The sequence below is a fragment of the Tardiphaga sp. 813_E8_N1_3 genome (assembly GCF_051811025.1).
GTDB lineage: Bacteria > Pseudomonadota > Alphaproteobacteria > Rhizobiales > Xanthobacteraceae > Tardiphaga.
Window position 1 is genome coordinate 2,003,021 of record NZ_JBPWQE010000001.1, and the last position, 26,348, is coordinate 2,029,368.

The following is a 26,348-nucleotide window of genomic DNA, read 5'->3' on the forward strand; positions in this document are numbered from 1 at the left end:
TGACGGTGCGCCGTTTTCCTGTAGGGGTGTAGCTCAGTTGGTAGAGTACCGGTCTCCAAAACCGGTTGTCGTAGGTTCGAGCCCTACCGCCCCTGCCAATGTTTTCAATGACTTAGTGTCAATCTCCGCCGCCCGATCCGTCGCTTCCCATCGGCAAGCGGGTCCATCCGTTCTATCTGTGCTTTTGCTCAACGCCGCTTTGTCGTCGGTCTGCGGCATGAGGTGGCTATAAGTTTTCAGGGGCACTACTGGTGACACAATGCGGGCTGGGGGATCGGTGAGGACATCATCGCCCGCAAGCTCGCGCCATGGAGAATGCCATTCGCTCCATGTTGGAGCGTGCAGTGTCAGGCGGTGCTCAATGGGCAGCCGGAAGCGGAAAACGGCTATCGGAGGCCAATTTTCAGCCCGGCTAATGCCGTGATCCCCGGCATATCGGGCTTTGACTCTGCCAGGGCTCCGGGTGCTCGACCGTCTCGAAATCGAACTCGCCAGTCATGGCGGCACGATGAACGGAAGGCTGCCGGTCACCTACGGCGATTTTCAAAAGTACGGCATCGATCGTCAGGCGATCGTCCCTGCAATTCGCGAGGTCATCGCTCTCGGCGTTGTGGAGGTTACGGAGCGCGGCTGGCCAAGCGAGTTCGACTTCCGACGTCATCCGAACCTTTTCCGCATAACCTATTGCCGCTCCGAACGGTGTGATCGGACGCACGAGTGGCGTCGTCACCAGACGTTGGAGAATGCGCTGGCTGTGGCCGACCTCGCTCGCAAATCGAAGGACGAAAAGGCGGTTGCTCAAGCGAAGGCACGGTCATTGCGAAAAACAATCGCCGGGGTGGAGGAACCTCACAATCAGGTGTGAAAAAACACCCCGTCACAAGCTCTGCCTCAGGGGAAACCCGTTCCACTGCCATAGGGTGGAATTCCCCTACTACTATAGATATCTCCGGTAGGGAGGACGCAGCATGATCATGACGATGTAGCGCCTGCCTTTTTGAGCTTCTTGCGCTCAGCCAATGTGATGTCGCGCACTTTGCGCCGATTGCGCTTTCGTTCGGCTGCTCGCGCATTGGCCGCGTCACGTTTTTCTTTTTGCACAATTTTCTGTTCCAGTGCCGAACTGAACCCGTTGATGGCCTGGTCCAACAAATCTTGGCAATAATCCCATCGCTCAGAGGGCGACCGGATTTCGTTAACGAAAGCAGGCGCCACCTCGCTCCATGTTTGAGCAAGGTGCTGCAGGGAATATTGTGCGCTGCGGCTATAATAGTTGAACGTCCAATCCCGCCATTGTTTGTCCTGTGGAAAGCCGATCGCATTCTCTTCGACAACACGCGTCAAAAAAGCTCTCGCCTTCGCGAATACATCACTCCGCTTGCTGCTCTTGTCAGCTAGGAAGGCAGCTCGCCAAAGCGAGAAGGCAACGGACGATAGGTCCTGGGCGGCGCGAGAATACTTCTTTGAATTCCAACGGGCCTCGTATTTATCGAATAACTCCAGAAGTCGAATAACGCTCATCTGATTGCGCGAGCGGCTTTCTACCGCCCACTTGATTTGTTCCAAGTCTGCTTTCTTGTCGGTCACTAGGGATTCCTCAAATCACAAGCTGCTCACTTACAGGCAAACGAATGCGCCTCATTAAAAGGTCGCAAACGTGGGGCAATGTGGATCAATTGTTGTCTGGATAATAGTTGATCCTGAATAGTTTCTGTAGTTGATGCCTGATAATTGCATTTTGAAATGTAACATGAGTAGTGCAGATGGCACACAGCGGAAAATTCGTGGCTTACTATCGCGTGTCGACCACCAAGCAGGGCAAGTCTGGCCTCGGCCTGGAGGCTCAGCAGTCCCAAGTTGCCGCCTATCTCAACGGCGGCAAGTGGCAGATCGTCGAGGAATTCGTCGAGGTCGAGAGCAGGCGCAAGGTTCGTGCCAATGCCATGGAGAGGCGTACAGCGGAAAGGGCGGCCGACATCGGCCCGACCATCGCAGAACTACAGGCGGGCGGCGCGACCAGTCTGCGGGCCATTGCAGCAGCGCTGAATGAGCGAAGCATTCCGACGGCGCGTGGCAAGGGCGAGTGGTCGGCCGTTCAGGTGCAGCGAGTGATGGGACGGTTCGCATGAAATCCGAAGATTTCTTAAAAGAGGTAGTTGCACCGAACATCTTAACGATTATTCATCACATTGACGACTACCGGGCCGCGGTAAATTCCATACTGACTTTAGACGCCTACTTTGGGATCCGATTTGTTGAGCTCAAGTCTGCTTCACACCCGTTCGTCGCAGGGTTCGACCGAGATGACGCTTACCGAGATGAATTGAGTAAACGGTCAGGTGCCTATCGGGTGCTGCGGGATGCAGCTGCTGCTCTTAAACATGGAGAGTTAGAGGGGAGGAAGGCTCGGCTGCTCAAGTCAAGCGATTCTGTAGTTAGCCGCTCGGTATCTCTCCACGGAACAATCAGCGCGGTTGTGATCGAATTTGAGGAAGATGACATCCAGCGGAGACTTACCGCCGAATTTCTGCTGTCTAAAGGCCTGACCGTAGCTCGCCAAGTGCTGGTGAATCCGGACTACAAGGATCTGTTTCCCCGCCGGTGGAGTTGATTTGAGGCGAGAGCAAAATAAACTTCGTGTGCCAATGATGAGCAGTGTGCACTGATACTTAATCTATCGATACGCGGAGCGACACAGGCGGACCTGTGAAAGCTTGCTGCGAGTTGCAGGCTGTAAAAAGTCTGCCATCTTGCGCGGGAAGCCGGTGATGCCCGGTCAGCCGAACTGCCGCCTTTGCGGCGTTGCGACCACGCGGTTGCGGCCGCCGTCCTTGGCTCCATAGAGCGCGCGGTCGGCGCGCGCCAGAATGTCTTCCGGCGTATCGTTGGACCTGATGGCGCTGATCCCGGCGGATATCGTCAGAGTCAGATCCTGCGCAATCGCTGACCAGTTCAGTTCCGTGATCAGGCCGCGCAATCGATCCAGTGTCTGGATCGCACGATCGACCTCGGTGTCCGGCAAGATCAGCAGAAACTCCTCGCCGCCCTGACGGCCGAACCTGTCGATGGGGCGGATATTGGCGAAGACCGAGATGGCGAAGGCGCGCAGCACTTCATCGCCCACCGGATGTCCGAAGTGATCATTGATTGTCTTGAAGTGGTCGAGGTCGATGATCGCGATGCAGCAGGTTGCGGCGTTGCGCTCGGCCTTGGCGATCTCATCGTTCAGGCACTTCATGATGTAGCGCCGGTTCAATGCGCCGGTGAGTTCGTCGAGTTGCGCCAGTTCCTCGATCCGCGCATTGGCGGCCGCGAGGTCGTTGCTGCGACGATACAGCAGTTCGCGCATCGAGCTGCCGTAGAGGCCGGCACTGGCACAGCGGCCAAGCGCGCTGACGAAACAGGCCAGCGCCAGAGCGCGTTCGGCCGCGGTTGCCATGGGAATGCCGATCGGCTTTTCGGTCATCAGAAAAAGCAGTGCGAGGCCCAGCGTTGCAGTGGACCAGACGATGGCGGTCTGGCGCGCACTCATGCGGAGTGCGGCAAAGCCGAGCACGACGAAAATGATGGAAATGAAGTAGAAGCCGATCTGCGGCACGAGATAGATCGCACCGATCTGGACGATGATGCTGACGACGGAGAGAGGGACCGTGAGGTAGGGGTCCTTGAAACGGTCGTTGACCTGGATTTCCGACAGATAGGCGGCAAGGCCGACCACAGCGAGCCTGATGGCCAGATACACGACCCCCGTCGCCACGGTGGTCACGCCGATCGCGGCGTAGAGCAGCAGGATCGCGGCATCGATTAGATAGCTCGACGCCTGCGCGATATAGGCGGTCCGCCGCCGCGCGATCCGCAATGCCGAATCCTGGCTGAGGTCCCTCGTGCGGGCGTCCGTTCCCTCGGACAGGGTGGTGATGCTGGTCATTCGCTGATGCCCGTCGCATTGCCGATCAAACAAGCAATCTGCCGATCAAAGCATTTAGGTCTGCTAATACATCCACTTACTGGAGTATCCGGGTAGCTTCCCGCGTTTTAGTCTGGCCGCGGGGTTAATGGAATCTGACGATCCGCGGGACAATTTGCTCAATAGGCTGATGGCCATGTCCGGCATCGGCGGCCGAATTCCGCTGACAATGCGCGATCGTACTGATCCCCGCGCTTTCGTTGCGCTGCGCCCCTGCGGCGTGCGGTCGCGGCGATGAACCTGGCTTACCGCGCGCGCGACACACCCGTTGGGAATTCAGCTGGAAGTCGAGAATGAAATTACGTGTGACGTTCGTCGTGGGGGCCACGACGTTGCTGTTGTCGTCCTTTGGACTTCTGTCATTGAGCCATGGCGCTCATGCCGCCGATCTGCTCTGGCAGGTGGAAAGTCCATTTCGCTTCTTCAAAAATGCCGCGTCCTTCGCGATGTATGAGCGCGGCTATCCTGCTGCCCGCAACGAACTGGTGCTGCCGCCCGCCGATGTGGTCTGGCGCACCGAGCGGCGGCTGAACGATCCCGATTGCCGCGACATGACCAGCCCGACCAGTTGCGCCGACACCGCGCGGGCCCGCTACGATCGCTCGCGTCTCGGCTGGGCGTCGCAGACCATCGATGCCGTCTGCTACGACAGCCGGCAGGGCCGCTATCTCGCGAGTTGCGACCGGCGCTATTCGTGGGGCACAGCCAAGGAAGATTACGTGCTGCCGGATGCGCATACGGTGCTGATCCGGCTGTCGCCCGAGCGCATTGCCGAAGCCGGCGCGTATGATTGCGTCTGGAGCTGGACGCCGCGGCGGCCGGGCGGCAGGACGGAGACCGCAACGCAATCCTGCGCGACACCGCTCAAGATCACGCGTCTGCCCTATGCCGTCGATCGCAGCCTGTCCGGTGCGTCGGTCCAGGTCAAATTGCCCGACGGTCGTATGTTGAACGACCCGCAGGTGGTCGTCGAGGATCTGTTCATCGTGGCGCTCGGCGATTCCTTTGCCTCGGGCGAAAGCAATCCGGACGTCCCGGTGACGTTCAGCGCCGTCCGCGAGATGGTCTACGATCCGACGCTGATGCGCGAGGAGATGGCGACACGCAGCACCGCCAAGTCGCTGCAGAAATTGACCCCTGCTGCACCGGTGGGAAGTTTCGACTATAAAAACCTGCCGCGGCGCAAGCTCGCCGACGAGGAACAGGAACTCTATTTCCCGCTCGCATCGGCGCAGTTCGACAAGGCTTTCAACGCCGCCAATCCGCGCTGGCTCAGCCCCGATTGCCACCGCTCGCAATATGGCTATCCGTTTCGCGTCGGGCTGCAGCTCAGTTTGGAGAACCCGCACCGGTCGGTCACGCTGGTCAGTCTCGCCTGCACCGGCTCGGAGGTCACCGAAGGTCTCTTCCTCGAGAAGAAGGCGCGTGAGGGCGCCGGCAATGTGATGGTGCGTTCGCAACTCGATCAGCTCGCCGATCTGATCTGCAAAAGCCCCGCGGGCCGCACGCAGCGTGCGACTTACAATCTGCCGACCTATGCCAGCGGCAGCGTGCAGGTTGCGAACACGCCGGTGACAAAGTCCTGGTGTGCGCCGAACGAGCGCAAGCGGCCGATCGACACACTGCTGCTGTCGATCGGCGGCAACGATGTCGGCTTCTCGCCGCTGATGGTCTATGCGATGACCGAATCCGCCGGCGATCTCGCGCCGATCGCAAACCTGCTCGGCAAGCAGATCCGGTTCTCACCACAAGTGTCGCGCGCTTACATGGAGCAGCTTGACGAGCGCATGGTGGCGCTCCGCGATGCCTTGCGCGACGGCTTTGGCGTGGCGCCCGCGAAGGTGCTGCAGACGGCTTACGAGCCAATCCAGTTCGACGAGACGGGCGCCCTGTGCGGCGCGCAGCCGACGCTCGGCCTCGACGTCCACAAGAAGCTGTCGCTGTCGCGCGAACGGCTGGGCGAGACGGTGAGCTTTCTCAACGATTTCTTCACCCGGACCGCCTGTATCACCAACGGGCGGGGAGGTGGCTGCCCGGCGCTGGCCACTGGCGCCGGAACCGGCTTCCAGCTCATTACGGATCACCAGAGCGAATTCGCCAAACGCGGGCTTTGCGCGCGCGATCCGAAGCGGCCGCAGGCGGACGGCGAGGCGATGGCGATGCCGCGGCGCTGGATCGGCAAGGAGGACTTCACGCCCTATTCGCCGGCAGCCTATCTGCCCTATGCGTCCCGCTGGCGCCTGTTCCGGACCCCGAATGACGCGTTTCTGACCGCAAACGTCCATGCAGCGGGTTTTACCCAGTTCGACATCCTGCAGCCGGTCTATGCGGCCATGTATAGCGGGGCGGTGCATCCGACCGCGGAGGGCCATGCCATCGTGGCGGATCACGTGGTCCGGCATGTCCGCGCGGCGGTCGGCAAACCGTCGCCGGGGGTGGGCGGGCGCTGATCCGGGTGGTATTAGGGGCGGGGAAGGTCCCCGTCGGTCCGGCCCGGATACCTTGACCTTTGGTCCGGTCCGAAGTAGGAAGCTTCACTCGCTGTCGGCCCGGTGACCGGATATCCGACGCGGCAAATTCCCGAACGAACGAGCCCGCTTGGCGGCTCATCCTTGAATAAAGGGTTGGGCGCAAGAGGGCTGTTCGGATTCCTGAAACCAATTCAATCGTCTCACGACGGATGCGGATCACATAACGATGGCGTTCAGCCCGTTCAAATTCCTGCAGGAAGTGCGCACCGAGACCAACAAGGTCACGTGGCCTTCGCGACGCGAGACGACCATCACGACCATCATGGTGTTCGTCATGGTGGCGCTGTCGTCGATCTTCTTTTTTGCGGCGGATCAGATCATCCGCTACCTCGTCGCCTTTTTGCTCACGATGCACTGACGGAACTGAATTATGAGCATGCGCTGGTACATCGTTCACGCCTATTCGAATTTCGAAAAGAAGGTGATGGAGTCGATCAAGGAACAGGCCAAGCAGCGTGGCCTGGAAGACCTGTTCGAACAGATTTTGGTCCCGACCGAGAAGGTCACTGAAGTGCGTCGCGGTCGCAAGATGGACGCCGAGCGCAAGTTCTTCCCCGGCTATGTGCTGGTGAAGATGCAGCTCACCGACGAAGCGTTTCATCTGATCAAGAACACCCCGAAGGTCACAGGCTTCCTCGGCGCGGAAAACAAGCCGATGCCGATTTCGGAAGCCGAGGCGATGCGCATTCTGCACCAGGTGCAGGAAGGCGTGGAGCGCCCGAAGGCGTCGGTGTCGTTCGAGATCGGCGAGAACGTGAAGGTGGCCGATGGCCCGTTCGCGTCGTTCTCCGGCGTCGTCGAGGAAATCGACGAGGCACGCTCGCGCGTGAAGGTCGCAGTGTCGATCTTCGGCCGCGCCACGCCGGTCGAACTGGAATTCGGTCAGGTCGAGAAGGTCTGATCGCAATAGCGCGAGGTTCGCCTCGCGTTTCTAAGGCCGTGGGAGGAAGAGGGCGGTTGCCAACCGCTTGTCGACCGAACCACGAAACCTGAAACAGCCGGTCGACGACCGGCACAACAGGAGTGACACATGGCAAAGAAAGTGACCGGATACCTGAAGCTTCAGGTGCCGGCCGGTGCGGCGAACCCTTCGCCCCCGATCGGTCCCGCGCTTGGTCAGCGCGGTTTGAACATCATGGAATTCTGCAAAGCGTTCAACGCGCAGACGCAGAAGGAAGAAAAGAACACCCCAATCCCGGTGGTGATCACGATCTACGCCGATCGTTCGTTCACCTTCGCCCTCAAGACCCCCCCGATGTCCTTCTTCATCAAGAAGGCCGCCAAACTCACCTCCGGCTCCAAGCTGCCGGGTCGTGACAAGGCCGGCGCGGTGACCAAAGCGCAGGTGCGCGAGATCGCCGAAGCGAAGATGAAGGATCTGAATTGCGACACCATTGAATCGGCCATGAAGATGGTTGAGGGCTCTGCCCGTTCGATGGGTGTCGAGGTCGCGGGGTAAACGGTCATGGCAATTGGAAAACGTTTGAAGAACGCCCGTGAGGGCATCGACCGCGAGAAGCTCTACCCGGTCGCCGAGGCCATCAAGATGGTCAAGGAACGCGCCAAGTCGAAGTTCGATGAGACCATCGAAATTTCGCTGAACCTCGGCGTCGATCCGCGTCACGCCGACCAGATGGTCCGTGGCGTTGTCACCCTGCCGAACGGCACCGGCCGCACCCTGCGCGTCGGCGTGTTCGCCCGTGGTCCGAAGGCTGAAGAAGCCAAGGCAGCAGGCGCAGACGTCGTCGGTGCAGAAGACCTGTTCGAGAAGGTCCAGGCCGGTCAGATCGACTTCGATCGCTGTATCGCAACCCCCGACATGATGCCGCTGGTCGGTCGCCTTGGTAAGGTGCTCGGTCCGCGCGGCATGATGCCGAACCCGAAGATCGGTACCGTGACCATGGACGTCACCGGTGCGGTTAAGGGTGCCAAGGGCGGTTCGGTCGAATTCCGCGTCGAGAAGGCCGGCATCGTGCAGGCTGGTATCGGCAAGGCTTCGTTCTCGGAAGAGAAGCTGGTCGAAAACATCAAGGCTCTTGTCGACGCTGTCTCCAAGGCGAAGCCGGCTGGCGCGAAGGGCACCTATCTGCAGCGCGTTGCTGTGTCCTCGACCATGGGCCCCGGCATCAAGGTTGAGACGGGCACCGTGCTCGGCTAAGCCGGAACAAGGCTTGCAAGAAACCAGGGCGGAATCGGGCAACCGGTTCCGCCCTTTCTTTTGTCTTCAGCGTTTTGACCCAGCAGGAATGTCACGATGGCCGAGAAGGTTCTGATCTATTCGCGTTTCCCGAAGTCCCAGATGGTGCGCATCGGCGAGCACTTCAACCTTCTGGACGCGGCAGGTAAGCCACCGCTGCAGACCTTTTCCGCTGACCAACTGAAAGACGTGCGCGCGCTGATCACCGCGGGCGGTCAGGTGCTCAAGGCAGACGTGATGGACATGATGCCGGCGCTCGGCGCCATCATCTGCTACGGCACCGGCTATGACGGCGTCGACTTCAAGGCCGCGGCCGAGCGCAAGGTCGTGGTCGGCAACAGCCCTGGCGCGAATGCGGCCTCGGTCGCCGATCTCGCACTCACGCTGATGCTCGCGGTGACGCGCCGTCTGCTGCCTGCGGATCAGTATCTGCGCGAAGGCGGCTGGTCCTCCGCAAAGCCGTCGCCGCTGATGTCGCCGCAGCCCGGCAATCCCGGTCGCAAGGTGGGCGTCTATGGCATGGGCGAGATCGGCCGCAAGATCGCATCGCGCGTCGCGGCCTTCGAATGCGACGTCGCCTATCACAGCCGCAGCAAGCATGATGTGCCGTATCGCTATGAGCCCAGCCTCGAAGCGCTGGTCGAATGGTGCGACGTGCTGATGATCGCCGTGCGGGCAGGGGCCGATACCAACCGCATCATCGATGCCGCGATGCTGAAGAAGCTCGGCGCCAATGGCGTGGTCGTGAACATCTCGCGCGGCTCGGTGATCGATCAGGCTGCGCTCACAGCAGCGCTGACGGACAAGACCATCGCCGGCGCCGGCCTCGACGTGTTCGAGAAGGAGCCCCACGCGCCCGACGCACTCACGGCTTTGCCGAATGTCGTGCTGACGCCGCATATCGGCGGCCACACACTCGACTCGCACACGGCGATGCAGGACTGCGTCATTGCCAATCTCGATGCGTTCTACGCGGGGAAGGCACTGCCGTATCCGGTGGTGGTGTAGTTCGCACGGGAAAGACCGAATGACGATTGAGAACGAGGACCAGCTCGACAAGCTGCAGGCCATCGGCAGGCTGGCGGCGCGCACACTCGCGGCCATGGGCAAGGCGCTCGAGCCGGGCATGACAACCCGGGAGCTCGATGACTTCGGCCGCGCCATGCTGGAGAAGGAGGGCGCGCGCTCTGCACCCGAACTCGCTTACAACTTTCCTGGCGCGACCTGCATTTCGGTCGGTCCCGATTGCGCGCATGGCATCCCTGATGACACGGTGGTGAAGGCGGGAGATCTGGTCAATATCGACGTCTCGGCCGAGCTAGATGGCTATTTCGGCGATACTGGCGCGAGCTTCGCCGTCCCGCCGGTCAAGCCGCGCATCGAACGCCTCTGCCGCGACGGTCGTAAGGCGATGTGGGCTGGAATCAAGGCCGTGAAGCCCGGCCGTCGGTTCAACGAAGTTGGCCGCTCGATCGAGAATTTCGCCCGCACCAACGGCTACAGCCTCGTGCGCAATCTGGCGAGCCACGGCGTCGGGCTTTCACTGCACGACGAGCCTGGCGAAATTCCGACCTGGTACGAGGCGCGGGACAAGCGCATGATCACTGAGGGCCTGGTCTTCACCATCGAGCCGTTCCTGTCGCTCGGCGCGGATTGGGTGGACCAACAAGATGACGGCTGGTCACTCCGTCCGCCGCTCAATCAGCCCACGGTGCAGTACGAGCACACGCTCGTCGCGACCAGCCGGGGACCGCTGATCCTCACGCTCGCATAGACTGGGCTATGCGGGGCCGACGATCGGGCGTCTTCTGTGTCGTGGGATCGGTCACCCGACGTGCAGGTGATTGTTGAACAGGTCAACCACGCTCTGAGGCGCATTGTCGTTGAAGAACAGCTTCAGATTCCGGTCGGTCTCCGCGGCAACAGATGCGCTGCGGGGAAACAGGCCGGTTTCGTAAGTGGTGAGCGCGGCTTCGATGTCACCGGGATTGGCGATGATGGCTTTCGCGAGTTCGGCGCCGTCATACATTGCGAGATTGGCGCCTTCGCCGGCGAACGGTGACATCAGGTGCGCCGCATCGCCGAGCAGCGTCACGCCGGCTACGCGATCCCATCGGTGTTCGATCGGCAGCGCATAGATCGGGCGAAGCACAGGGGCAGCCTCACTGTTGGTGATGAGCGCTGTCAGTTCCGGAGCCCAGTCCTCGAATTCTGCGGCGATGCGGGCGAGGGCATTCGTCCGGTCGGAGAAGTCGATGCGGGCAATCCAGTCCTCCGGCCTGTTCAGGGCCACGTAGCCTTGCAGCGTCCCGTCCGCGTGACGGTGCGCAAAGATTCCCTGGCCCGGTGCAATCGCCATCAGCGTGCCCCCGCCAATGGCTTCCGCGCTGGCTTTGTGCCGGGTGTCTCCGTCGAAAAGAAACGTCTCGATAAATGACGTGCCGACATAGACAGGCTTCGCTGTTGAAAGAAGCGGACGAACGCGTGACCACGCGCCGTCGGCACCTATGAGGAGATCGGTCGTCACCGTTGGGCCATGGGAGAAAGTCAATGCGTGCCGCCCGCCGCCGAGTGGAGACAGGGAGGTTAGTTTGTGTCCCCAACGGATCGCGTCGGCGGGCAGAGAAGCAAGCAGAAGCCGACGCAGTTCTCCGCGATCCACCTCGGGTCGACTGCCGTTGCCCATGTCGGGCCTGTCAAACAGCAGCTTACCGTCCTTGTCGCGTATGCGCTTGGCATCAGCACCGACGATGACGATGTCGCGGAAAGCTTCGAACAATCCGGCAGCCTTGAGTGCGAGTTGCCCGTTGTATTCGTGAATATCGAGCAGGCCGCCTTGTGCTCGCGAGTCGGCCGAAGCTTCGGCTTCATAGATCGTCGCTGCGATACCGTGAACATGAAGCACGCGGGCAAGCGTCAGCCCGCCGAGCCCTGCGCCAACAATCGCCACATGCATACTCATCTCGCCACCTTCGCAGTAGCACGCTGTCCCGGGACATTTCCCAAGGCCTCAATGGAGCGTCATTCCATTCTATTGGAACGTCGTTCCATTTATGTCAAGATGAGCCATGGCCAAGAAAACTCGCAGCAGCCCACGACGCGAAGACTCGCTCTCCCGGGATCGCATCATCGAAGCGTCGATCGCGATACTGGACGGCGGCGGGGAAGATGGTCTGACATTCCGTGCCCTGTCGGAGCGGCTCGCTACGGGCCCCGGGGCGATCTATTGGCACGTGCCCAACAAGAGCGAGCTGCTGACGGCCGCCTGCGACGCCATCGTCGCGCGCACGCTGAATGCGCCTCTGGTTGGCGCAACGCCTCAGGCCATCATTCGCACCCTCGCGCTGGGCATGTTCGACGCGATCGACGCACATCCGTGGGTGGGCTCGGCGCTCACACGTGCTCCCGGGCAGTTACCCATGGTGCGAATACTCGAACGCATCGGCCAGCAGGTGAGTGCCCTTGGCGTGCCGGGCGAAGACCAGTGGGCGACGGTGGGCGCGCTGCTGAACTACATCCTTGGCGTCGGTGCGCAGAACGCGGCTAATGGGCAGCTCGGCCGGATGCGAGGAATCGACAGGTCTGACTTTTTGGACGCGGTCGCGACCTCCTGGTCTCAGCTCGATCCGGACGCCTATGCATTCACCCGCAGCATGGCGGCACATTTGCGGGGGCACGACGACCGCAAGGACTTTATCGCCGGAATCGATCTCATCCTGAGCGGCATCGAAGCGTCGCGGCGCCTCTGAAGCTGGCGACTGGTCTGCAAGGCCGTTTCGCAAGAGCGAATTTCGTTCCCGGCCGGTACAAAAATAATTGAATGGGTTATTCCGCAATGCGGATGTAGAGGTCGGTTGTTTAGAACAACTCGAATGTAGGCGTACATTCGACGACATAGGACATCAGCGATGGCTGCGTTCACTCTCAAGATCAACGGTCAGGCCCGTCAGGTCGACGTCGATCCCAACACTCCTCTGCTCTGGGCAATTCGAGACGGGGCCGGTCTCACCGGCACCAAATATGGCTGCGGGGTCGCGCAATGCGGCGCCTGCACGGTCTATGTGGACGGCCAGACCGTCCGCTCGTGTTCAATGCCAGTCTCGGCCATCGGCACCAGCGAAATCACCACCATCGAAGGGCTCGACTCCAAGGAAGCCAAGGCGGTGCAGGCGGCATGGGTCGCGCTCGACGTGCCGCAATGTGGCTACTGCCAATCCGGCCAGGTGATGAGCGCCACTGCGCTGCTCAGCATCAATCCGACCCCCACCGACAACGATATCGATCTGGCGATGAACGGCAACATCTGCCGCTGCGCCACCTATGTCCGCATCCGCGCCGCCATTCATGGCGCCGCCAAATCTCTGGAGGGTTGAGCCATGACCGTTCATGACACCAAACTCTCCCGTCGCACGCTGCTCAAGGGCAGCGCTGGTCTCGTGCTTGGCGCCTATGTTGCGCGCGCCGACAAGCTGTTCGCACAGGCGGCGGCAAAGCCACAGGTCAATATCGCGCCGAATACGTTCCTGATCATCAAGCCCGACAACACCGTCACGGTGCTGTGCAAGGGCATCGAGTTCGGGCAGGGGCCGTTCACCGGCATGGCGACTTTGGTCGCCGAAGAACTCGACGCGGACTGGGCTCAGATGCGTGCCGATCACGCGCCGTCGAATCCGCAGCTCTACAAGAATCTGGCGTTCGGCATGCAGGGCACCGGTGGCTCGACGGCCATCGCCAATTCCTACATCCAGATGCGCCAGGTCGGCGCCGCCGCGCGCCAGATGCTGGTCGCGGCTGCTGCCGATGCGTGGCAGGTGCCGGCAAGCGAGATCACTGTCGATAACGGCGTGATGAAGCATGCATCAGGCCATGAAGGTCGCTTCGGTGAGTTCGCCGACAAGGCGATGGCCATGCCGGTACCGACCGATCCGAAGCTGAAGGATCCGTCGCAGTTCAAGCTGATCGGCAAGGAAGGCGCGGTGAAGCGCCTCGACAGCGCCGACAAGACGAATGGCAAGGCATTCTACACGCTCGATATCAACGAGCCGGACATGCTCACGGTGGTCGTGGCGCGTTCGCCGAAATTCGGCGGCAAGGTTGCATCCTTCGATGCGACGGCTGCGAAGGCCGTGGCTGGTGTCGTCGACGTCAAGCAGATATCGAACGGCGTCGCTGTCTACGCCAAGGGCTTCTGGCCCGCGAAGATGGGCCGCGAAGCGCTGAAGATCACCTGGGATGACAGCAAGGCGGAGAAGCGTGGCAGCGCCGAACTGCTGCAGCAATTCCGCGGGTTGTCGAAGACGGCCGGCAAACTCGTAAAGGCCGAGGGCAAGTTCGAAGAGTCGATGGCCAAAGGTGGCCGCGTGATCGAGGTTGAATACGTCTTCCCGTATCTGGCCCATGCCGCGATGGAGCCGCTCAACGCCTATCTGAAATGGGACGGCGACACCGCCTATGCGCGCTACGGCTGCCAGTTTCCGACGCCTGACCATATGGCGATCTCCAAGGTGCTCGGGCTGCCGATCGAGAAGGTGAAGATCGACGTTGTTCTTGCCGGCGGCAGCTTCGGCCGCCGTGCGCAGCAGAGCACGCATCAAGCCATCGAGCTCGCCGAAGTCGCGAAGGCAATCGGACCGGGCAAGGGCGTCAAGCTGGTGTGGACGCGCGAGGACGACATGCGCGGCGGCTATTATCGGCCGTACTGCATCCACCGCATGCGCGGCGCGGTGCGCGACGGCAAGATCGAAGCCTGGAGCGACACCATCGTCTCGCAGTCGATCATGAAGGGCTCCTTCTTCGAGTCCATGATGTTCAAAGACGGCCTCGATCCGACGTCCTATGAAGGCTCGAACGAGATCCCATACGACGTCGAGAACTTCCGCTGCGACATGCATCAGGTCGATGTCGGCGTGCCCGTGTTGTGGTGGCGCTCGGTGGGCCACACCCACACTGGTTATGTCGTCGAAGCCTTTGTCGATGAACTGCTCGAGGCTGCTGGCAAGGATCCGATCGAAGGTCGGCTTGAACTCCTGAGCAAGAAGCCGCGCCACGCAGGGGCCCTCAAGGCGGTCGCTGAACTCGCCGACTGGAAGAACTACAAGGTGCCGGCAGGCCGTGCGCGCGGCGTTGCGGTGGTCGAGAGCTTCAACACCTTTGTCGCGCAGGTGGTCGAACTGTCCATGACCGACGACGGTCCGAAGGTGCACAAGGTGTGGTGCGCAGTGGATTGCGGTGTCGCCGTGAACCCCGACATCATTCGCGCGCAGATGGAAGGTGGCATCGGCTTCGGCCTCGGTCACATCCTCTATGCGGAACAGACGCTGGATGCCGGCGCGCCGGTGTCCGGCAATTTCGACACCTATCGTTCGCTGCGCATCAACGAGATGCCGGAGATCGAAGTGGTCATCGTGAAGTCGACCGAGAAGCCGACGGGCGTTGGCGAGCCCGGCGTGCCTCCGCTCGGGCCTGCCGTTGCCAATGCGATGGCCAAACTTGGTGTGGGAAGGCCGCGGCAATTGCCGGTCGTGCCGGGAGCGTCGGCATGAAGCTGTTCAGGACCTCGATGCTGGCGCTGGTCGCTGGCGGTCTCGCGGCTGGCCTGCTCGCATTCGCGGAGCCGGGCTTTCAGGAGGCCGATGCAGCGGTCAGCAATCCGACCAAGCTGCAGCCGGTCTCGGCCTTCGCCAAGATCAAGAGCAAGAATGAGCGCGCGGTGGCGCTGTTTACGGAGGCCGGCAAGGTCATCCAGTCGCCGCGCTGTATGAACTGCCATCCGGCCACCGACCGCCCGACCCAGACCGATCGCATGCGACCGCATATCCCGCTGGTCGTGCGCGGTGAGGGCGGTGTCGGCGCGACCGGTGGTCTCGCTTGCGCCACCTGTCACCACGAGAACAACTTCGATGCCGCCAACGTCCCTGGCAATCCGAAATGGGCTCTGGCGCCGGTGGAAATGGCCTGGCAGGGCAAGACGCTTGGCCAGATCTGCTCCCAGATCAAGGACAAGGAGCGCAACGGCGGCAAGGACATGGCCGCGCTGGTGAAGCACATGGCCGAAGACGAACTGGTCGGTTGGGGCTGGCATCCCGGTGGCAACCGGACCCCTGCGCCGGGCACACAGAAACAGTTCGGTGAGCTGATCAAGGCCTGGGCCGATGCGGGAGCGGCCTGTCCGAAGGGGTGATGTAACCAGAACTGGAGCCGGTTCGGCCGGTTCCACTTCTGCTCCCAAGCGGTGCCTTGTCTGCCCCCTTGCAGAAAAGATGCCAGATCGGCATTTCGCACTTGGCAACACGAAAAAGACTCGTTAAACAACCGTTTCCGGGCGTGCTGGCTGGTAGCTGGCGCGTCTGTGTTCGCATTCCGACAACCCACATCGCAGGAGACTTTTCCTTTCAGGCTATCCACTCGGATCGCTCGAAGGGGACAGGAAGCGCGACGCGGATTTGACGAAGGCGGGCAGGGGTCACCAATAGGTCAGATGATGGCTTATCGATGATCCTGAATCCTGTCCGAGACTGCTGGCGCCTGCGATGAACGCGAGTTCGATCAACGGCTTAATCGTAAAACTTAATGCAGCCAGCATAGACGGGTGAAGACTGGATTTCGCCAATGTCGTTTTGTGCGACATGACGCGTATTTGGTTCGAACCTCGACACCCCGCGCTGTGACTGGTTCGCCAGGAAGGTTCGGGAGGGCAGGCTATCATATCGTCTCGCCCGACGTGTCCAAAGGCCGTGTGTCTTGAGGTCAGGTTTAGGTGGGACGGTGGGTGTAACCCGGCGGTCCTATCTCGATAGAGGCCGCCAACCGGAGAGAGCTTGCTGTGGAAAGAGCGGCTAAAAAGGACGCGGTCGAAGCGCTGAACGGGGTCTTCAAGACCACCAGCGTGGCGGTCGTCGCCCATTATTCCGGCCTCACCGTTGCCCAGATGCAGACCCTGCGTTCGCAGATGAAGCTGGCGGGCGCCTCGGTGAAGGTCTCGAAGAACCGTCTCGCCAAAATTGCTCTTGAAGGCACGGATGTTGCCGCCATCGGTTCCTTGTTGAAGGGCCCGACTGTGATCGCCACTTCGGACGATCCGGTAGCTGCACCGAAGGTTGCCGTCGAATTTGCCAAGGCGAACGAGAAGTTCGTCATTCTTGGTGGCTCGATGGGCACAACCGTCCTGAACGTCGACAGCGTCAAGGCCTTGGCCGCGCTGCCCTCGCTCGACGAACTGCGCGCGAAGATCCTCGGCCTCCTTGTGGCGCCGGCGACCAAGATCGCTCAGCTCTCGACAGCTCCCGCGGCGAAGCTCGCGCGTGTTGTTCAGGCCTATGCCTCAAAGAGCGAAGCGGCCTGACGCCCTTCGCAATCAACCCTGGTTCGAACCAAATACGCTTAAGGATATAGATCAATGGCTGACCTCAATAAAATCGTTGACGACCTCTCGACCCTGACCGTGCTCGAAGCCGCTGAACTCGCGAAGCTTCTCGAAGAGAAGTGGGGCGTTTCGGCTGCTGCCGCTGTTGCGGTTGCTGGTCCGGCTGCTGGTGGTGGCGGTGCCGCTGCTGCTGAAGAAAAGACCGAGTTCACTGTTGTCCTGGCTTCGGCCGGCGACAAGAAGATCGAAGTCATCAAGGAAGTCCGTGCGATCACGGGTCTTGGCCTCAAGGAAGCCAAGGACCTGGTCGAAGGCGCTCCGAAGCCCGTCAAGGAAGGCGTTGCCAAGGACGAAGCCGAGAAGATCAAGGGTCAGCTCGAGAAGGCTGGCGCGAAGGTCGAGCTCAAGTAAGACCCTTTTGGGTTCCATCTGGAGGGCGGCTGTTTGGCCGCCCTCTGGGCCGGAACTCGATGGACTACACAGCAATGTGTGGGGATGCGCTGGGAACCACCCTCGAATCTCCATGATTGCCATCCCATATCGGGACGGCAGCACGAAAACGCGGTCTGACAGCAGGAGCGGCGACGCCTCTGGTTAAGCCGTTGGGAGACAGGCAGATTTCGGGCTTTTCGGTCCGTAGCTAGACGGTTTGGACGGGCGGGATGCAGTCGGGCATCGCGCACGTCGTTTTGCGTTCTGCGATTCAAATGCTCAGGAGGGGGATTTTGTTCCTCACATTGGGCGCCGAATTCGGAGCGTTCTTGGAAATTCAACCCGGAGGCGATGGCAGTCGCGCTCTGGAAGGTTCGCCCCTTTCGGGCGACGCAATGAGAGGCCACGATGGGTCAGCAGACGTTCACAGGTCGCAAGCGCGTTCGCAAGTTCTTCGGTCATATTAAAGAAGTCGCAGAGATGCCGAACCTCATCGAGGTTCAGAAGGCGTCCTACGACCAGTTCCTGATGGTCGATGAGCCGACCGGCGGTCGCCTCGACGAAGGTCTGCAGGCTGTTTTCCGTTCGGTGTTCCCGATCTCGGATTTCTCGGGCACATCGATGCTGGAATTCGTGCGCTACGAATTCGAGCCGCCGAAATATGACGTCGATGAGTGCCGTCAGCGGGGCATGACCTATGCTGCGCCGCTGAAGGTGACGCTGCGCCTGATCGTGTTCGATATCGACGAAGAAACCGGCGCCAAGTCCGTCAAGGACATCAAGGAGCAGGACGTCTACATGGGCGATATCCCGCTCATGACCATGAACGGCACCTTCGTCGTCAACGGCACCGAGCGCGTCATCGTCTCGCAGATGCATCGTTCGCCGGGCGTGTTCTTCGATCACGACAAGGGCAAGACCCATTCGTCGGGCAAGCTGCTGTTCGCTGCCCGCGTCATCCCGTATCGCGGCTCCTGGCTGGACATCGAGTTCGACGCCAAGGACATCGTGTTCGCGCGTATCGACCGTCGCCGCAAGATTCCGGTGACGTCGCTGATGTTTGCGCTGGGTCTGGACGGCGAGGAAATCCTCTCGACGTTCTACAAGAAGATCCAGTTCAAGAAGATCAAGGAAGGCTGGCGCGTTCCGTTCGACGCTACCCGTTTCCGCGGCTATTCCACCGTCAATGACCTGATCGATGCCGACAGCGGCAAGGTCGTGCTCGAAGCCGGCAAGAAGCTCACCGTGCGCGCTGCCCGCCAGCTCGCCGAGAAGGGCCTCAAGGCGCTGCGTCTGACCGACGAAGAACTGGTCGGCAACTACCTCGCCGAAGACCTCGTCAACGTGAAGACCGGCGAAATCTACGCTGAAGCTGGCGAAGAGATCACCGAGAAGTCGCTGAAGGCGCTGAACGAGGAGGGCTACAAGGAACTCCCGCTGCTCGACATCGACCACGTCAATATCGGCGCCTATATCCGCAACACGCTTTCCGCAGACAAGAACCTGACGCGTGAAGACGCGCTGTTCGACATCTATCGCGTGATGCGTCCGGGCGAGCCGCCGACGCTCGAATCCGCGCAGAACATGTTCCAGTCGTTGTTCTTCGACTCGGAGCGTTACGATCTCTCGGCCGTGGGCCGCGTGAAGATGAACATGCGCCTCGAACTCGACGCGCCGGACACTCATCGCACGCTGCGCAAGGAAGACATCCTCGCCGTCATCAAGACGCTGGTGGATCTGCGCGACGGCAAGGGCGAAATCGACGACATCGACCATCTCGGCAACCGCCGTGTGCGTTCGGTCGGCGAGCTGATGGAAAATCAGTATCGCGTCGGCCTGCTGCGCATGGAGCGCGCCATCAAGGAACGTATGTCGTCCGTCGACATCGACACCGTGATGCCGCAGGACCTGATCAACGCGAAGCCCGCGGCTGCTGCGGTGCGCGAGTTCTTCGGTTCGTCGCAGCTGTCGCAGTTCATGGACCAGACCAACCCGCTCTCGGAAATCACCCACAAGCGTCGTCTCTCGGCGCTTGGCCCCGGTGGTCTGACCCGCGAGCGCGCCGGCTTCGAAGTCCGCGACGTGCATCCGACCCATTACGGCCGTATCTGCCCGATCGAAACGCCGGAAGGCCCGAATATCGGTCTGATCAACTCGCTCGCCACCTTCGCGCGCGTCAACAAGTACGGCTTCGTCGAAACCCCTTACCGCAAGGTCAAGGACGGTCGCGTCACCGATGAAGTCGTGTACCTGTCGGCGATGGAAGAGGGCCGCTACTCGGTCGCGCAGGCGAACGTGTCGCTCGACGCCAAGGGCAAGTTCACCGAAGACATGGTGATCTGCCGTCACGCCGGCGACGTGTTGCCGCTGCCGGCCGACAAGGTCGACTACATGGACGTGTCGCCGAAGCAGCTCGTTTCGGTCGCTGCGGCGCTGATCCCGTTCCTCGAGAACGACGACGCCAACCGCGCGCTGATGGGCTCGAACATGCAGCGTCAGGCCGTGCCTTTGGTGCGCGCCGAAGCGCCGTTCGTCGGTACCGGCATGGAAGCCGTCGTGGCCCGTGACTCCGGTGCTGCGATCGCATCCCGCCGTTCGGGTGTGATCGACCAGATCGATGCGACTCGTATCGTTATCCGGGCGACCGAAGATCTCGATCCGACCAAGTCGGGCGTCGATATCTATCGCCTGATGAAGTACCAGCGTTCGAACCAGTCGACCTGCATCAACCAGCGTCCGCTGGTGAAGGTTGGCGACGTAGTGCGCAAGGGCGACATCATTGCCGACGGTCCGTCGACCGATCTCGGTGAACTCGCGCTCGGCCGCAACGTGCTCGTCGCGTTCATGCCGTGGAATGGCTACAACTTCGAAGACTCGATCCTCCTCTCGGAGCGGATCGTGAAGGAAGACGTCTTCACCTCGATCCACATCGAGGAATTCGAAGTGATGGCCCGCGACACCAAGCTCGGCCCTGAGGAAATCACCCGCGACATTCCGAACGTGTCGGAAGAAGCGCTGAAGAACCTCGACGAAGCTGGCATCGTCTACATCGGCGCCGAAGTCCGCGCTGGCGACATTCTGGTCGGCAAGATCACGCCAAAGGGCGAAAGCCCGATGACGCCGGAAGAAAAGCTGCTGCGCGCCATCTTCGGTGAAAAGGCGTCGGACGTTCGCGACACCTCGCTCCGCGTGCCTCCGGGCGTGCAGGGCACGATCGTCGAAGTCCGCGTGTTCAACCGTCACGGCGTCGACAAGGACGAACGCGCTCTGGCGATCGAGCGGGAAGAAATCGAACGTCTCGCCAAGGATCGTGACGACGAACAGGCCATCCTGGATCGTAACGTCTATGGCCGTCTGGCTGATCTTCTGGAGAACAAGGTCGGCATCGCCGGTCCGAAGGGCTTCAAGAAGGACGGCAAGATCACGCGCGCCGTGCTCGACGAGAATCCGCGGTCGCAGTGGTGGATGTTCGCCACCGCGAACGACAAGCTGATGACCGAAATCGAAGCGATGCGTAAGCAGTACGACGAGTCGAAGAAGGGCCTTGAGCAGCGCTTCCTCGATAAGGTCGAGAAGCTGCAGCGTGGCGACGAACTGCCGCCAGGCGTGATGAAGATGGTCAAGGTCTTCGTCGCGGTGAAGCGCAAGATTCAGCCCGGCGACAAGATGGCCGGACGCCACGGCAACAAGGGCGTGGTGTCGAAGATCGTTCCGATCGAAGACATGCCGTTCCTTGAAGACGGTACGCATGCGGACATCGTGCTGAACCCGCTCGGCGTGCCGTCGCGCATGAACGTCGGTCAGATCTTGGAAACGCATCTTGGCTGGGCCTGCGCAGGCATGGGCAAGAAGATCGGTCAGACCATCGACGCCTATTACCAGAAGCAGGATCTGAAGCCGCTGCGCGACACCCTGAAGAAGGTTTACGGCGAAGACGAAGTCATCAAGTCGCTGAACGACACCGAGCTGCTTGAACTGGCGCGTAACCTGAAGCCCGGCGTGCCGATTGCGACGCCGGTGTTCGACGGTGCGAAGGAAGCCGACATCGAAGAGATGTTGAAGATGGCTGGCTTCGACGCGTCCGGTCAGTCCACCGTCTATGACGGTCGGACCGGCGACCAGTTCGATCGCAAGGTGACCGTGGGCTACATCTACATGCTCAAGCTTCACCATCTCGTGGACGACAAGATCCACGCGCGTTCGATCGGCCCGTACTCGCTCGTCACGCAGCAGCCGCTGGGTGGTAAGGCGCAGTTCGGCGGTCAGCGCTTCGGTGAAATGGAAGTGTGGGCGCTCGAGGCTTATGGCGCGGCGTACACGCTCCAGGAAATGCTGACGGTGAAGTCGGACGACGTCGCAGGCCGTACCAAGGTCTACGAGGCGATCGTGCGCGGCGACGACACGTTCGAGGCCGGTATTCCGGAATCGTTCAACGTGCTGGTCAAGGAAATGCGCTCGCTCGGCCTCAACGTCGATCTGCACAATTCCAAGCTGCCGGGGCCGACATCCGAAGCTGCCGAGTAAGAACAAGCGTTGCGCCCGGCCTGATGGCCGGGCGTCCGCACCCAGCCGGGACGTGGGGCAGGGTGTGTGGCTCTAAAGAATTTCGAATTTGCTGCTGATGGCGATCGGCACGCGAGGAGAAGACGATGAACCAAGAAATTATGAATCTCTTCAATCCGACGACTCCGGCTCAGGTCTTCGACCAGATCCGGATCTCGATTGCGTCCCCGGAGAAGATTCTGTCGTGGTCCTACGGCGAGATCAAGAAGCCGGAAACCATCAACTACCGTACCTTCAAGCCCGAGCGCGACGGCCTGTTCTGCGCCCGCATCTTCGGGCCCATCAAGGATTACGAGTGCTTGTGCGGCAAGTACAAGCGCATGAAGTACAAGGGCATCATCTGCGAGAAGTGCTCGGTCGAAGTGACCCTGTCGCGCGTCAGACGCGAGCGCATGGGCCACATCGAACTGGCTGCTCCGGTTGCGCACATCTGGTTCCTGAAGTCGCTGCCGTCGCGCATCGGCCAGTTGCTGGACATGACGCTCAAGGATCTCGAGCGCATCCTGTACTTTGAATACTACGTCGTTCTCGAGCCGGGTCTCACCGCGCTCAAGGACCGTCAGCTGCTGTCTGAAGAAGAGTATCTGAAGGCGCAGGACGAATACGGCCAGGACTCGTTCACCGCGATGATCGGTGCCGAGGCGATCCGTGAATTGTTGAAGGGTCTGGAGCTCGAGAAGCTCGACGAGCAGCTGCGCGTCGAGATGAAAGAGACCGAATCCGACATCAAGCACAAGAAGCTCGCCAAGCGCCTGAAGATCGTCGAGGCCTTCCGCTATTCCGGCAACAAGCCGGAATGGATGATCCTCACGGTGGTGCCGGTGATCCCGCCGGATCTGCGTCCGCTGGTGCCGCTGGATGGCGGCCGCTTCGCGACCTCGGATCTGAACGATCTCTATCGCCGCGTCATCAACCGTAACAACCGCCTGAAGCGTCTGATGGAGCTCCGCGCGCCGGACATCATCATCCGCAACGAAAAGCGCATGCTGCAGGAGGCCGTCGACGCACTGTTCGACAACGGCCGCCGTGGCCGTGTCATCACCGGCGCCAACAAGCGTCCGCTGAAGTCGCTGGCCGACATGCTGAAGGGCAAGCAGGGTCGCTTCCGTCAGAATCTGCTCGGCAAGCGGGTCGACTATTCGGGTCGTTCGGTCATCGTCGTCGGTCCGGAACTGCGTCTGCATCAGTGCGGTCTGCCGAAGAAGATGGCGCTCGAACTGTTCAAGCCGTTCATCTATTCGCGTCTCGACGCCAAGGGTCTGTCCACCACGGTGAAGCAGGCGAAGAAGCTCGTTGAAAAAGAACGCCCCGAGGTCTGGGACATTCTCGACGAGGTCATTCGCGAACATCCCGTGCTGCTGAACCGCGCGCCGACTCTGCATCGTCTGGGCATCCAGGCGTTCGAGCCGGTGCTGATCGAAGGCAAGGCGATCCAGCTGCATCCGCTGGTCTGCTCGGCCTTCAACGCCGACTTCGACGGCGACCAGATGGCCGTGCACGTTCCGCTGTCGCTTGAAGCGCAGCTGGAAGCGCGCGTCCTGATGATGTCGACCAACAACATCCTGCATCCCGCGAACGGTCAGCCGATCATCGTGCCGTCGCAGGACATCGTGCTGGGTCTGTACTACCTGTCGACTATGCGTGCCGGTCTCCCGGGCGAAAACAAGCTGTATCGTGAGATGGCGGAGATCGAGCATGCGCTGCATGCGAAGGTCATCCACCTCCACACCAAGATCAAGTACAGCTGGACTGGCCTCGATGCGGACGGCAAGACGGTCACCCGTCTGATCGAAACCACCGCCGGCCGCGCGATGCTCGGGCAGGTGCTGCCGAAGTCACCGAAGATGCCTTACGACGTCATCAACAAGCTGATGACCAAGAAGGAAATCTCGGGCGTCATCGATCAGGTCTATCGTCACTGCGGTCAGAAAGAGACCGTGATCTTCTGCGATCGCATCATGGCGCTCGGCTTCTACAACGCGTTCAAGGCCGGCATCTCGTTCGGCAAGGACGACATGGTCGTGCCGGGCTCGAAGTGGAAGATCGTCGACGCCACCCGTGCGTTCGCGAAGGACTTCGAACAGCAGTACAATGACGGCCTGATCACCCACGGTGAGAAGTACAACAAGGTCGTCGACGCCTGGTCGAAGGCGGGTGAAGAAGTCGCCAAGGAGATGATGAAGGAAATCTCCTCGGTGAAGAAGAATGCGGCGGGTGAAGAAGCCCAGATCAACTCGATCTACATGATGGCGCATTCCGGTGCTCGTGGTTCGCCGGCCCAGATGCGTCAGCTCGGTGGTATGCGCGGCCTGATGGCCAAGCCGTCGGGCGAGATCATCGAAACGCCGATCATCTCGAACTTCAAGGAAGGTCTGTCGGTTCTCGAATACTTCAACTCGACCCACGGTGCCCGTAAGGGCCTCGCGGACACCGCGTTGAAGACCGCGAACTCGGGCTACCTGACCCGTCGTCTCGTCGACGTGGCGCAGGACTGCATCATCACGCAGACCGATTGCGGCACCAATCTCGGCATCAAGATGCGCGCCATCATCGACTCCGGTTCGGTGGTCGCATCGCTGGCGTCGCGTATTCTCGGTCGTTCGGCCTGCGAAGACATTCGCGATCCCGCGACCAACAAGGTGCTGATCAAGCGCAACACGCTGATGGAAGAGAAGGACGTCGATCTGCTCCAGCAGGCCGGCATCCAGGAAGTGAAGATCCGTTCGGCTCTCACTTGCGAACTGGTCAACGGCATCTGCGGCACCTGCTACGGTCGCGATCTGGCCCGCGGTACGCCTGTCAACCACGGTGAGGCCGTCGGCGTCATCGCGGCGCAGTCGATCGGCGAGCCCGGCACGCAGCTGACGATGCGTACCTTCCACATCGGCGGTGCGGCGCAGCTCAACGAGCAGTCGGTGATCGAGTCGAACTTCGACGGCAAGATCACGATCAAGAACGAGGCCATCGCCAAGAACGGCGAAGGCCACATGGTCGCGATGGTGCGCAACATGGTCATCGCCATCAGCGATGCCGATGGCACCGAGCGTGCGACGTATCGTATCCAGTACGGCGCCCGCGTGCACGTGGCCGAGGGCGACATGATCAAGCGCGGCCAGCGCATCGCGGAATGGGATCCGTATTCCCGTCCGCTGCTGACCGAAGTCGACGGCACGATCGGGTTTGAGGACCTGATCGACGGTCAGTCGATTACGGAAACGCTCGACGAGTCGACCGGTATCGCCAAGCGCGTCGTTACCGATTGGCGCTCGTCGCGTGGTGGTGCGGACTTGCGTCCGGCCATCGTCATCAAGGGCAAGGACGGCAAGGTCCTCAAGCTCGCACGTGGCGGCGATGCCCGTTACATGCTGTCGCCCGACGCCATTCTGTCGGTCGACGTCGATGCCAAGGTGACCTCGGGTGACATTCTCGCCCGTGTTTCGATGGAAAGCGCGAAGACGCGTGACATCACCGGCGGTCTGCCGCGGGTGGCCGAACTGTTCGAGGCCCGCAAGCCGAAGGACGCGGCGATCATCGCGGAAATCGGCGGCACCATCCGCTTCGGACGCGACTACAAGAACAAGCGTCGCATTTCGATCGAGCCGCTCGACAAGAACGAGGAGACCCGCGAGTACCTCATTCCGAAGGGCAAGCAGATCCATCTGCAGGACGGCGACATCGTCGAAAAGGGCGATTACATCGTCGAAGGCAATCCGGCGCCGCACGACATTCTGGCGATCAAGGGCATCGAGGAACTCGCTGCCTATCTGGTCAATGAAATCCAGGAAGTTTACCGGTTGCAGGGCGTGCTCATCAACGACAAGCACATCGAAGTGATTGTCCGTCAGATGCTGCAGAAGGTCGAGATTACCGATCAGGGCGAGACCGACATGATCTCGGGTGAGCAGATCGACAAGATCGAGTTCGACGCGCTGAACCTGAAGGCGAAGGAAGAAGGCAAGAAGATCGCGACCGGAAACCCTGTGCTGCTGGGCATCACCAAGGCCAGCTTGCAGACCCGTTCGTTCTTCTCGGCAGCGTCGTTCCAGGAGACCACGCGCGTGCTCACCGAAGCTGCCGTCAACGGCAAGGTGGACCCGCTCGAAGGCCTCAAGGAAAACGTCATTGTCGGCCGCCTGATCCCGGCCGGTACCGGCGCCTCGATGGCGAAGATCCGCGAAGTCGCAATGAAGCGCGACAAGATGATCCTCGACGAGCGCGAGAAGCAGGCGGCGATCGTGCCGTCGGCTCCGGCAGAAGAACCGCTGATGCTGCCGTCGGCCGAGTAATCGGACCGGG

At 61.0% G+C, this 26,348-nt stretch carries 21 protein-coding genes and 1 tRNA gene; 19 read left to right on the plus strand and 3 right to left on the minus strand.

All coding sequences use genetic code 11. The features are described from left to right. Positions 1-22: 22 nt before the first annotated feature. Both AB8A33_RS09450 and AB8A33_RS09455 read left to right on the plus strand, forming a co-directional pair. Positions 23-98: transfer RNA gene (locus AB8A33_RS09450), tRNA-Trp, on the plus strand. Between the two features lie 365 nt (positions 99-463). Beyond that, positions 464-865, plus strand: coding sequence for a hypothetical protein (locus AB8A33_RS09455; protein WP_439092500.1), 402 nt, complete (start codon positions 464-466; stop codon positions 863-865). A gap of 107 nt (positions 866-972) precedes the next feature. Here AB8A33_RS09455 and AB8A33_RS09460 read toward each other — a convergent pair whose 3' ends face one another. After that, the gene (locus AB8A33_RS09460) at positions 973-1,587 is read right to left on the minus strand and encodes a hypothetical protein (RefSeq protein ID WP_439092501.1); all 615 of its coding nucleotides are present in this window, start codon (positions 1,585-1,587) and stop codon (positions 973-975) included. A gap of 176 nt (positions 1,588-1,763) precedes the next feature. Here AB8A33_RS09460 and AB8A33_RS09465 point away from each other — a divergent pair, with 176 nt between their 5' ends. Both AB8A33_RS09465 and AB8A33_RS09470 read left to right on the plus strand, forming a co-directional pair. Continuing rightward, positions 1,764-2,129: a recombinase family protein gene (locus AB8A33_RS09465; RefSeq protein WP_439092502.1), complete on the plus strand. Its 366-nt coding sequence runs from the start codon at positions 1,764-1,766 to the stop codon at positions 2,127-2,129. Then, complete coding sequence (locus AB8A33_RS09470) at positions 2,126-2,611, plus strand: hypothetical protein (RefSeq protein ID WP_439092503.1); 486 nt, start codon at positions 2,126-2,128, stop codon at positions 2,609-2,611. The genes AB8A33_RS09465 and AB8A33_RS09470 overlap by 4 nt, the downstream gene beginning before the upstream one ends. A 165-nt stretch (positions 2,612-2,776) precedes the next feature. Here AB8A33_RS09470 and AB8A33_RS09475 read toward each other — a convergent pair whose 3' ends face one another. After that, positions 2,777-3,928 (minus strand): GGDEF domain-containing protein, encoded by a 1,152-nt coding sequence (locus AB8A33_RS09475; protein ID WP_439092504.1) that lies wholly within the window; start codon positions 3,926-3,928, stop codon positions 2,777-2,779. Positions 3,929-4,260: 332 nt separating this feature from the next. Between AB8A33_RS09475 and AB8A33_RS09480 the strand changes: the two genes are divergently transcribed. The 7 genes from AB8A33_RS09480 to map all read left to right on the plus strand — a co-directional run bounded on the left by AB8A33_RS09480 (position 4,261) and on the right by map (position 10,469). Continuing rightward, positions 4,261-6,417 (plus strand): hypothetical protein, encoded by a 2,157-nt coding sequence (locus tag AB8A33_RS09480; RefSeq protein ID WP_439092505.1) that lies wholly within the window; start codon positions 4,261-4,263, stop codon positions 6,415-6,417. A 247-nt stretch (positions 6,418-6,664) separates the two neighbouring features. After that, positions 6,665-6,856, plus strand: a complete 192-nt coding sequence (gene secE / locus AB8A33_RS09485) for a preprotein translocase subunit SecE (RefSeq protein WP_092151982.1) — start codon at positions 6,665-6,667, stop codon at positions 6,854-6,856. Between the two features lie 12 nt (positions 6,857-6,868). Next, positions 6,869-7,399, plus strand: coding sequence for a transcription termination/antitermination protein NusG (nusG, locus tag AB8A33_RS09490; RefSeq protein WP_092151984.1), 531 nt, complete (start codon positions 6,869-6,871; stop codon positions 7,397-7,399). Positions 7,400-7,528: 129 nt separating this feature from the next. Then, complete coding sequence (gene rplK, locus AB8A33_RS09495; RefSeq protein ID WP_068731528.1) at positions 7,529-7,957, plus strand: 50S ribosomal protein L11; 429 nt, start codon at positions 7,529-7,531, stop codon at positions 7,955-7,957. A 6-nt stretch (positions 7,958-7,963) separates the two neighbouring features. Further along, entirely contained in the window at positions 7,964-8,656 is a 693-nt protein-coding gene (rplA, locus tag AB8A33_RS09500) for a 50S ribosomal protein L1 (RefSeq protein ID WP_149532121.1), read from the plus strand. 96 nt (positions 8,657-8,752) lie between these two features. After that, a complete protein-coding gene (locus tag AB8A33_RS09505; RefSeq protein ID WP_439092506.1) occupies positions 8,753-9,703 on the plus strand; it encodes a 2-hydroxyacid dehydrogenase in 951 nt (316 codons plus the stop codon). A gap of 19 nt (positions 9,704-9,722) precedes the next feature. Further along, the gene (gene map, locus AB8A33_RS09510) at positions 9,723-10,469 is read left to right on the plus strand and encodes a type I methionyl aminopeptidase (protein ID WP_439092507.1); all 747 of its coding nucleotides are present in this window, start codon (positions 9,723-9,725) and stop codon (positions 10,467-10,469) included. A gap of 51 nt (positions 10,470-10,520) precedes the next feature. Here the strand turns inward: map and AB8A33_RS09515 are convergent, their stop codons facing one another. After that, positions 10,521-11,657, minus strand: a complete 1,137-nt coding sequence (locus tag AB8A33_RS09515; RefSeq protein ID WP_439092508.1) for an FAD-dependent oxidoreductase — start codon at positions 11,655-11,657, stop codon at positions 10,521-10,523. 106 nt (positions 11,658-11,763) lie between these two features. Here AB8A33_RS09515 and AB8A33_RS09520 point away from each other — a divergent pair, with 106 nt between their 5' ends. The 8 genes from AB8A33_RS09520 to rpoC all read left to right on the plus strand — a co-directional run bounded on the left by AB8A33_RS09520 (position 11,764) and on the right by rpoC (position 26,338). Next, positions 11,764-12,444, plus strand: a complete 681-nt coding sequence (locus AB8A33_RS09520; RefSeq protein ID WP_439092509.1) for a TetR/AcrR family transcriptional regulator — start codon at positions 11,764-11,766, stop codon at positions 12,442-12,444. A gap of 159 nt (positions 12,445-12,603) precedes the next feature. After that, positions 12,604-13,068: a (2Fe-2S)-binding protein gene (locus tag AB8A33_RS09525; RefSeq protein ID WP_439084604.1), complete on the plus strand. Its 465-nt coding sequence runs from the start codon at positions 12,604-12,606 to the stop codon at positions 13,066-13,068. A 3-nt stretch (positions 13,069-13,071) separates the two neighbouring features. Beyond that, positions 13,072-15,237 (plus strand): molybdopterin cofactor-binding domain-containing protein, encoded by a 2,166-nt coding sequence (locus AB8A33_RS09530; protein WP_439092510.1) that lies wholly within the window; start codon positions 13,072-13,074, stop codon positions 15,235-15,237. Beyond that, the gene (locus AB8A33_RS09535) at positions 15,234-15,875 is read left to right on the plus strand and encodes an Isoquinoline 1-oxidoreductase subunit (RefSeq protein ID WP_439092511.1); all 642 of its coding nucleotides are present in this window, start codon (positions 15,234-15,236) and stop codon (positions 15,873-15,875) included. The genes AB8A33_RS09530 and AB8A33_RS09535 overlap by 4 nt, the downstream gene beginning before the upstream one ends. A gap of 642 nt (positions 15,876-16,517) precedes the next feature. Next, positions 16,518-17,036, plus strand: a complete 519-nt coding sequence (gene rplJ / locus AB8A33_RS09540; protein ID WP_439092512.1) for a 50S ribosomal protein L10 — start codon at positions 16,518-16,520, stop codon at positions 17,034-17,036. Between the two features lie 54 nt (positions 17,037-17,090). Continuing rightward, positions 17,091-17,468, plus strand: coding sequence for a 50S ribosomal protein L7/L12 (gene rplL / locus AB8A33_RS09545; protein WP_439092513.1), 378 nt, complete (start codon positions 17,091-17,093; stop codon positions 17,466-17,468). A 429-nt stretch (positions 17,469-17,897) separates the two neighbouring features. Further along, positions 17,898-22,013: a DNA-directed RNA polymerase subunit beta gene (gene rpoB / locus AB8A33_RS09550; RefSeq protein ID WP_439092514.1), complete on the plus strand. Its 4,116-nt coding sequence runs from the start codon at positions 17,898-17,900 to the stop codon at positions 22,011-22,013. A 125-nt stretch (positions 22,014-22,138) separates the two neighbouring features. After that, entirely contained in the window at positions 22,139-26,338 is a 4,200-nt protein-coding gene (rpoC, locus tag AB8A33_RS09555; protein WP_439092515.1) for a DNA-directed RNA polymerase subunit beta', read from the plus strand. Positions 26,339-26,348: the final 10 nt, after the last annotated feature.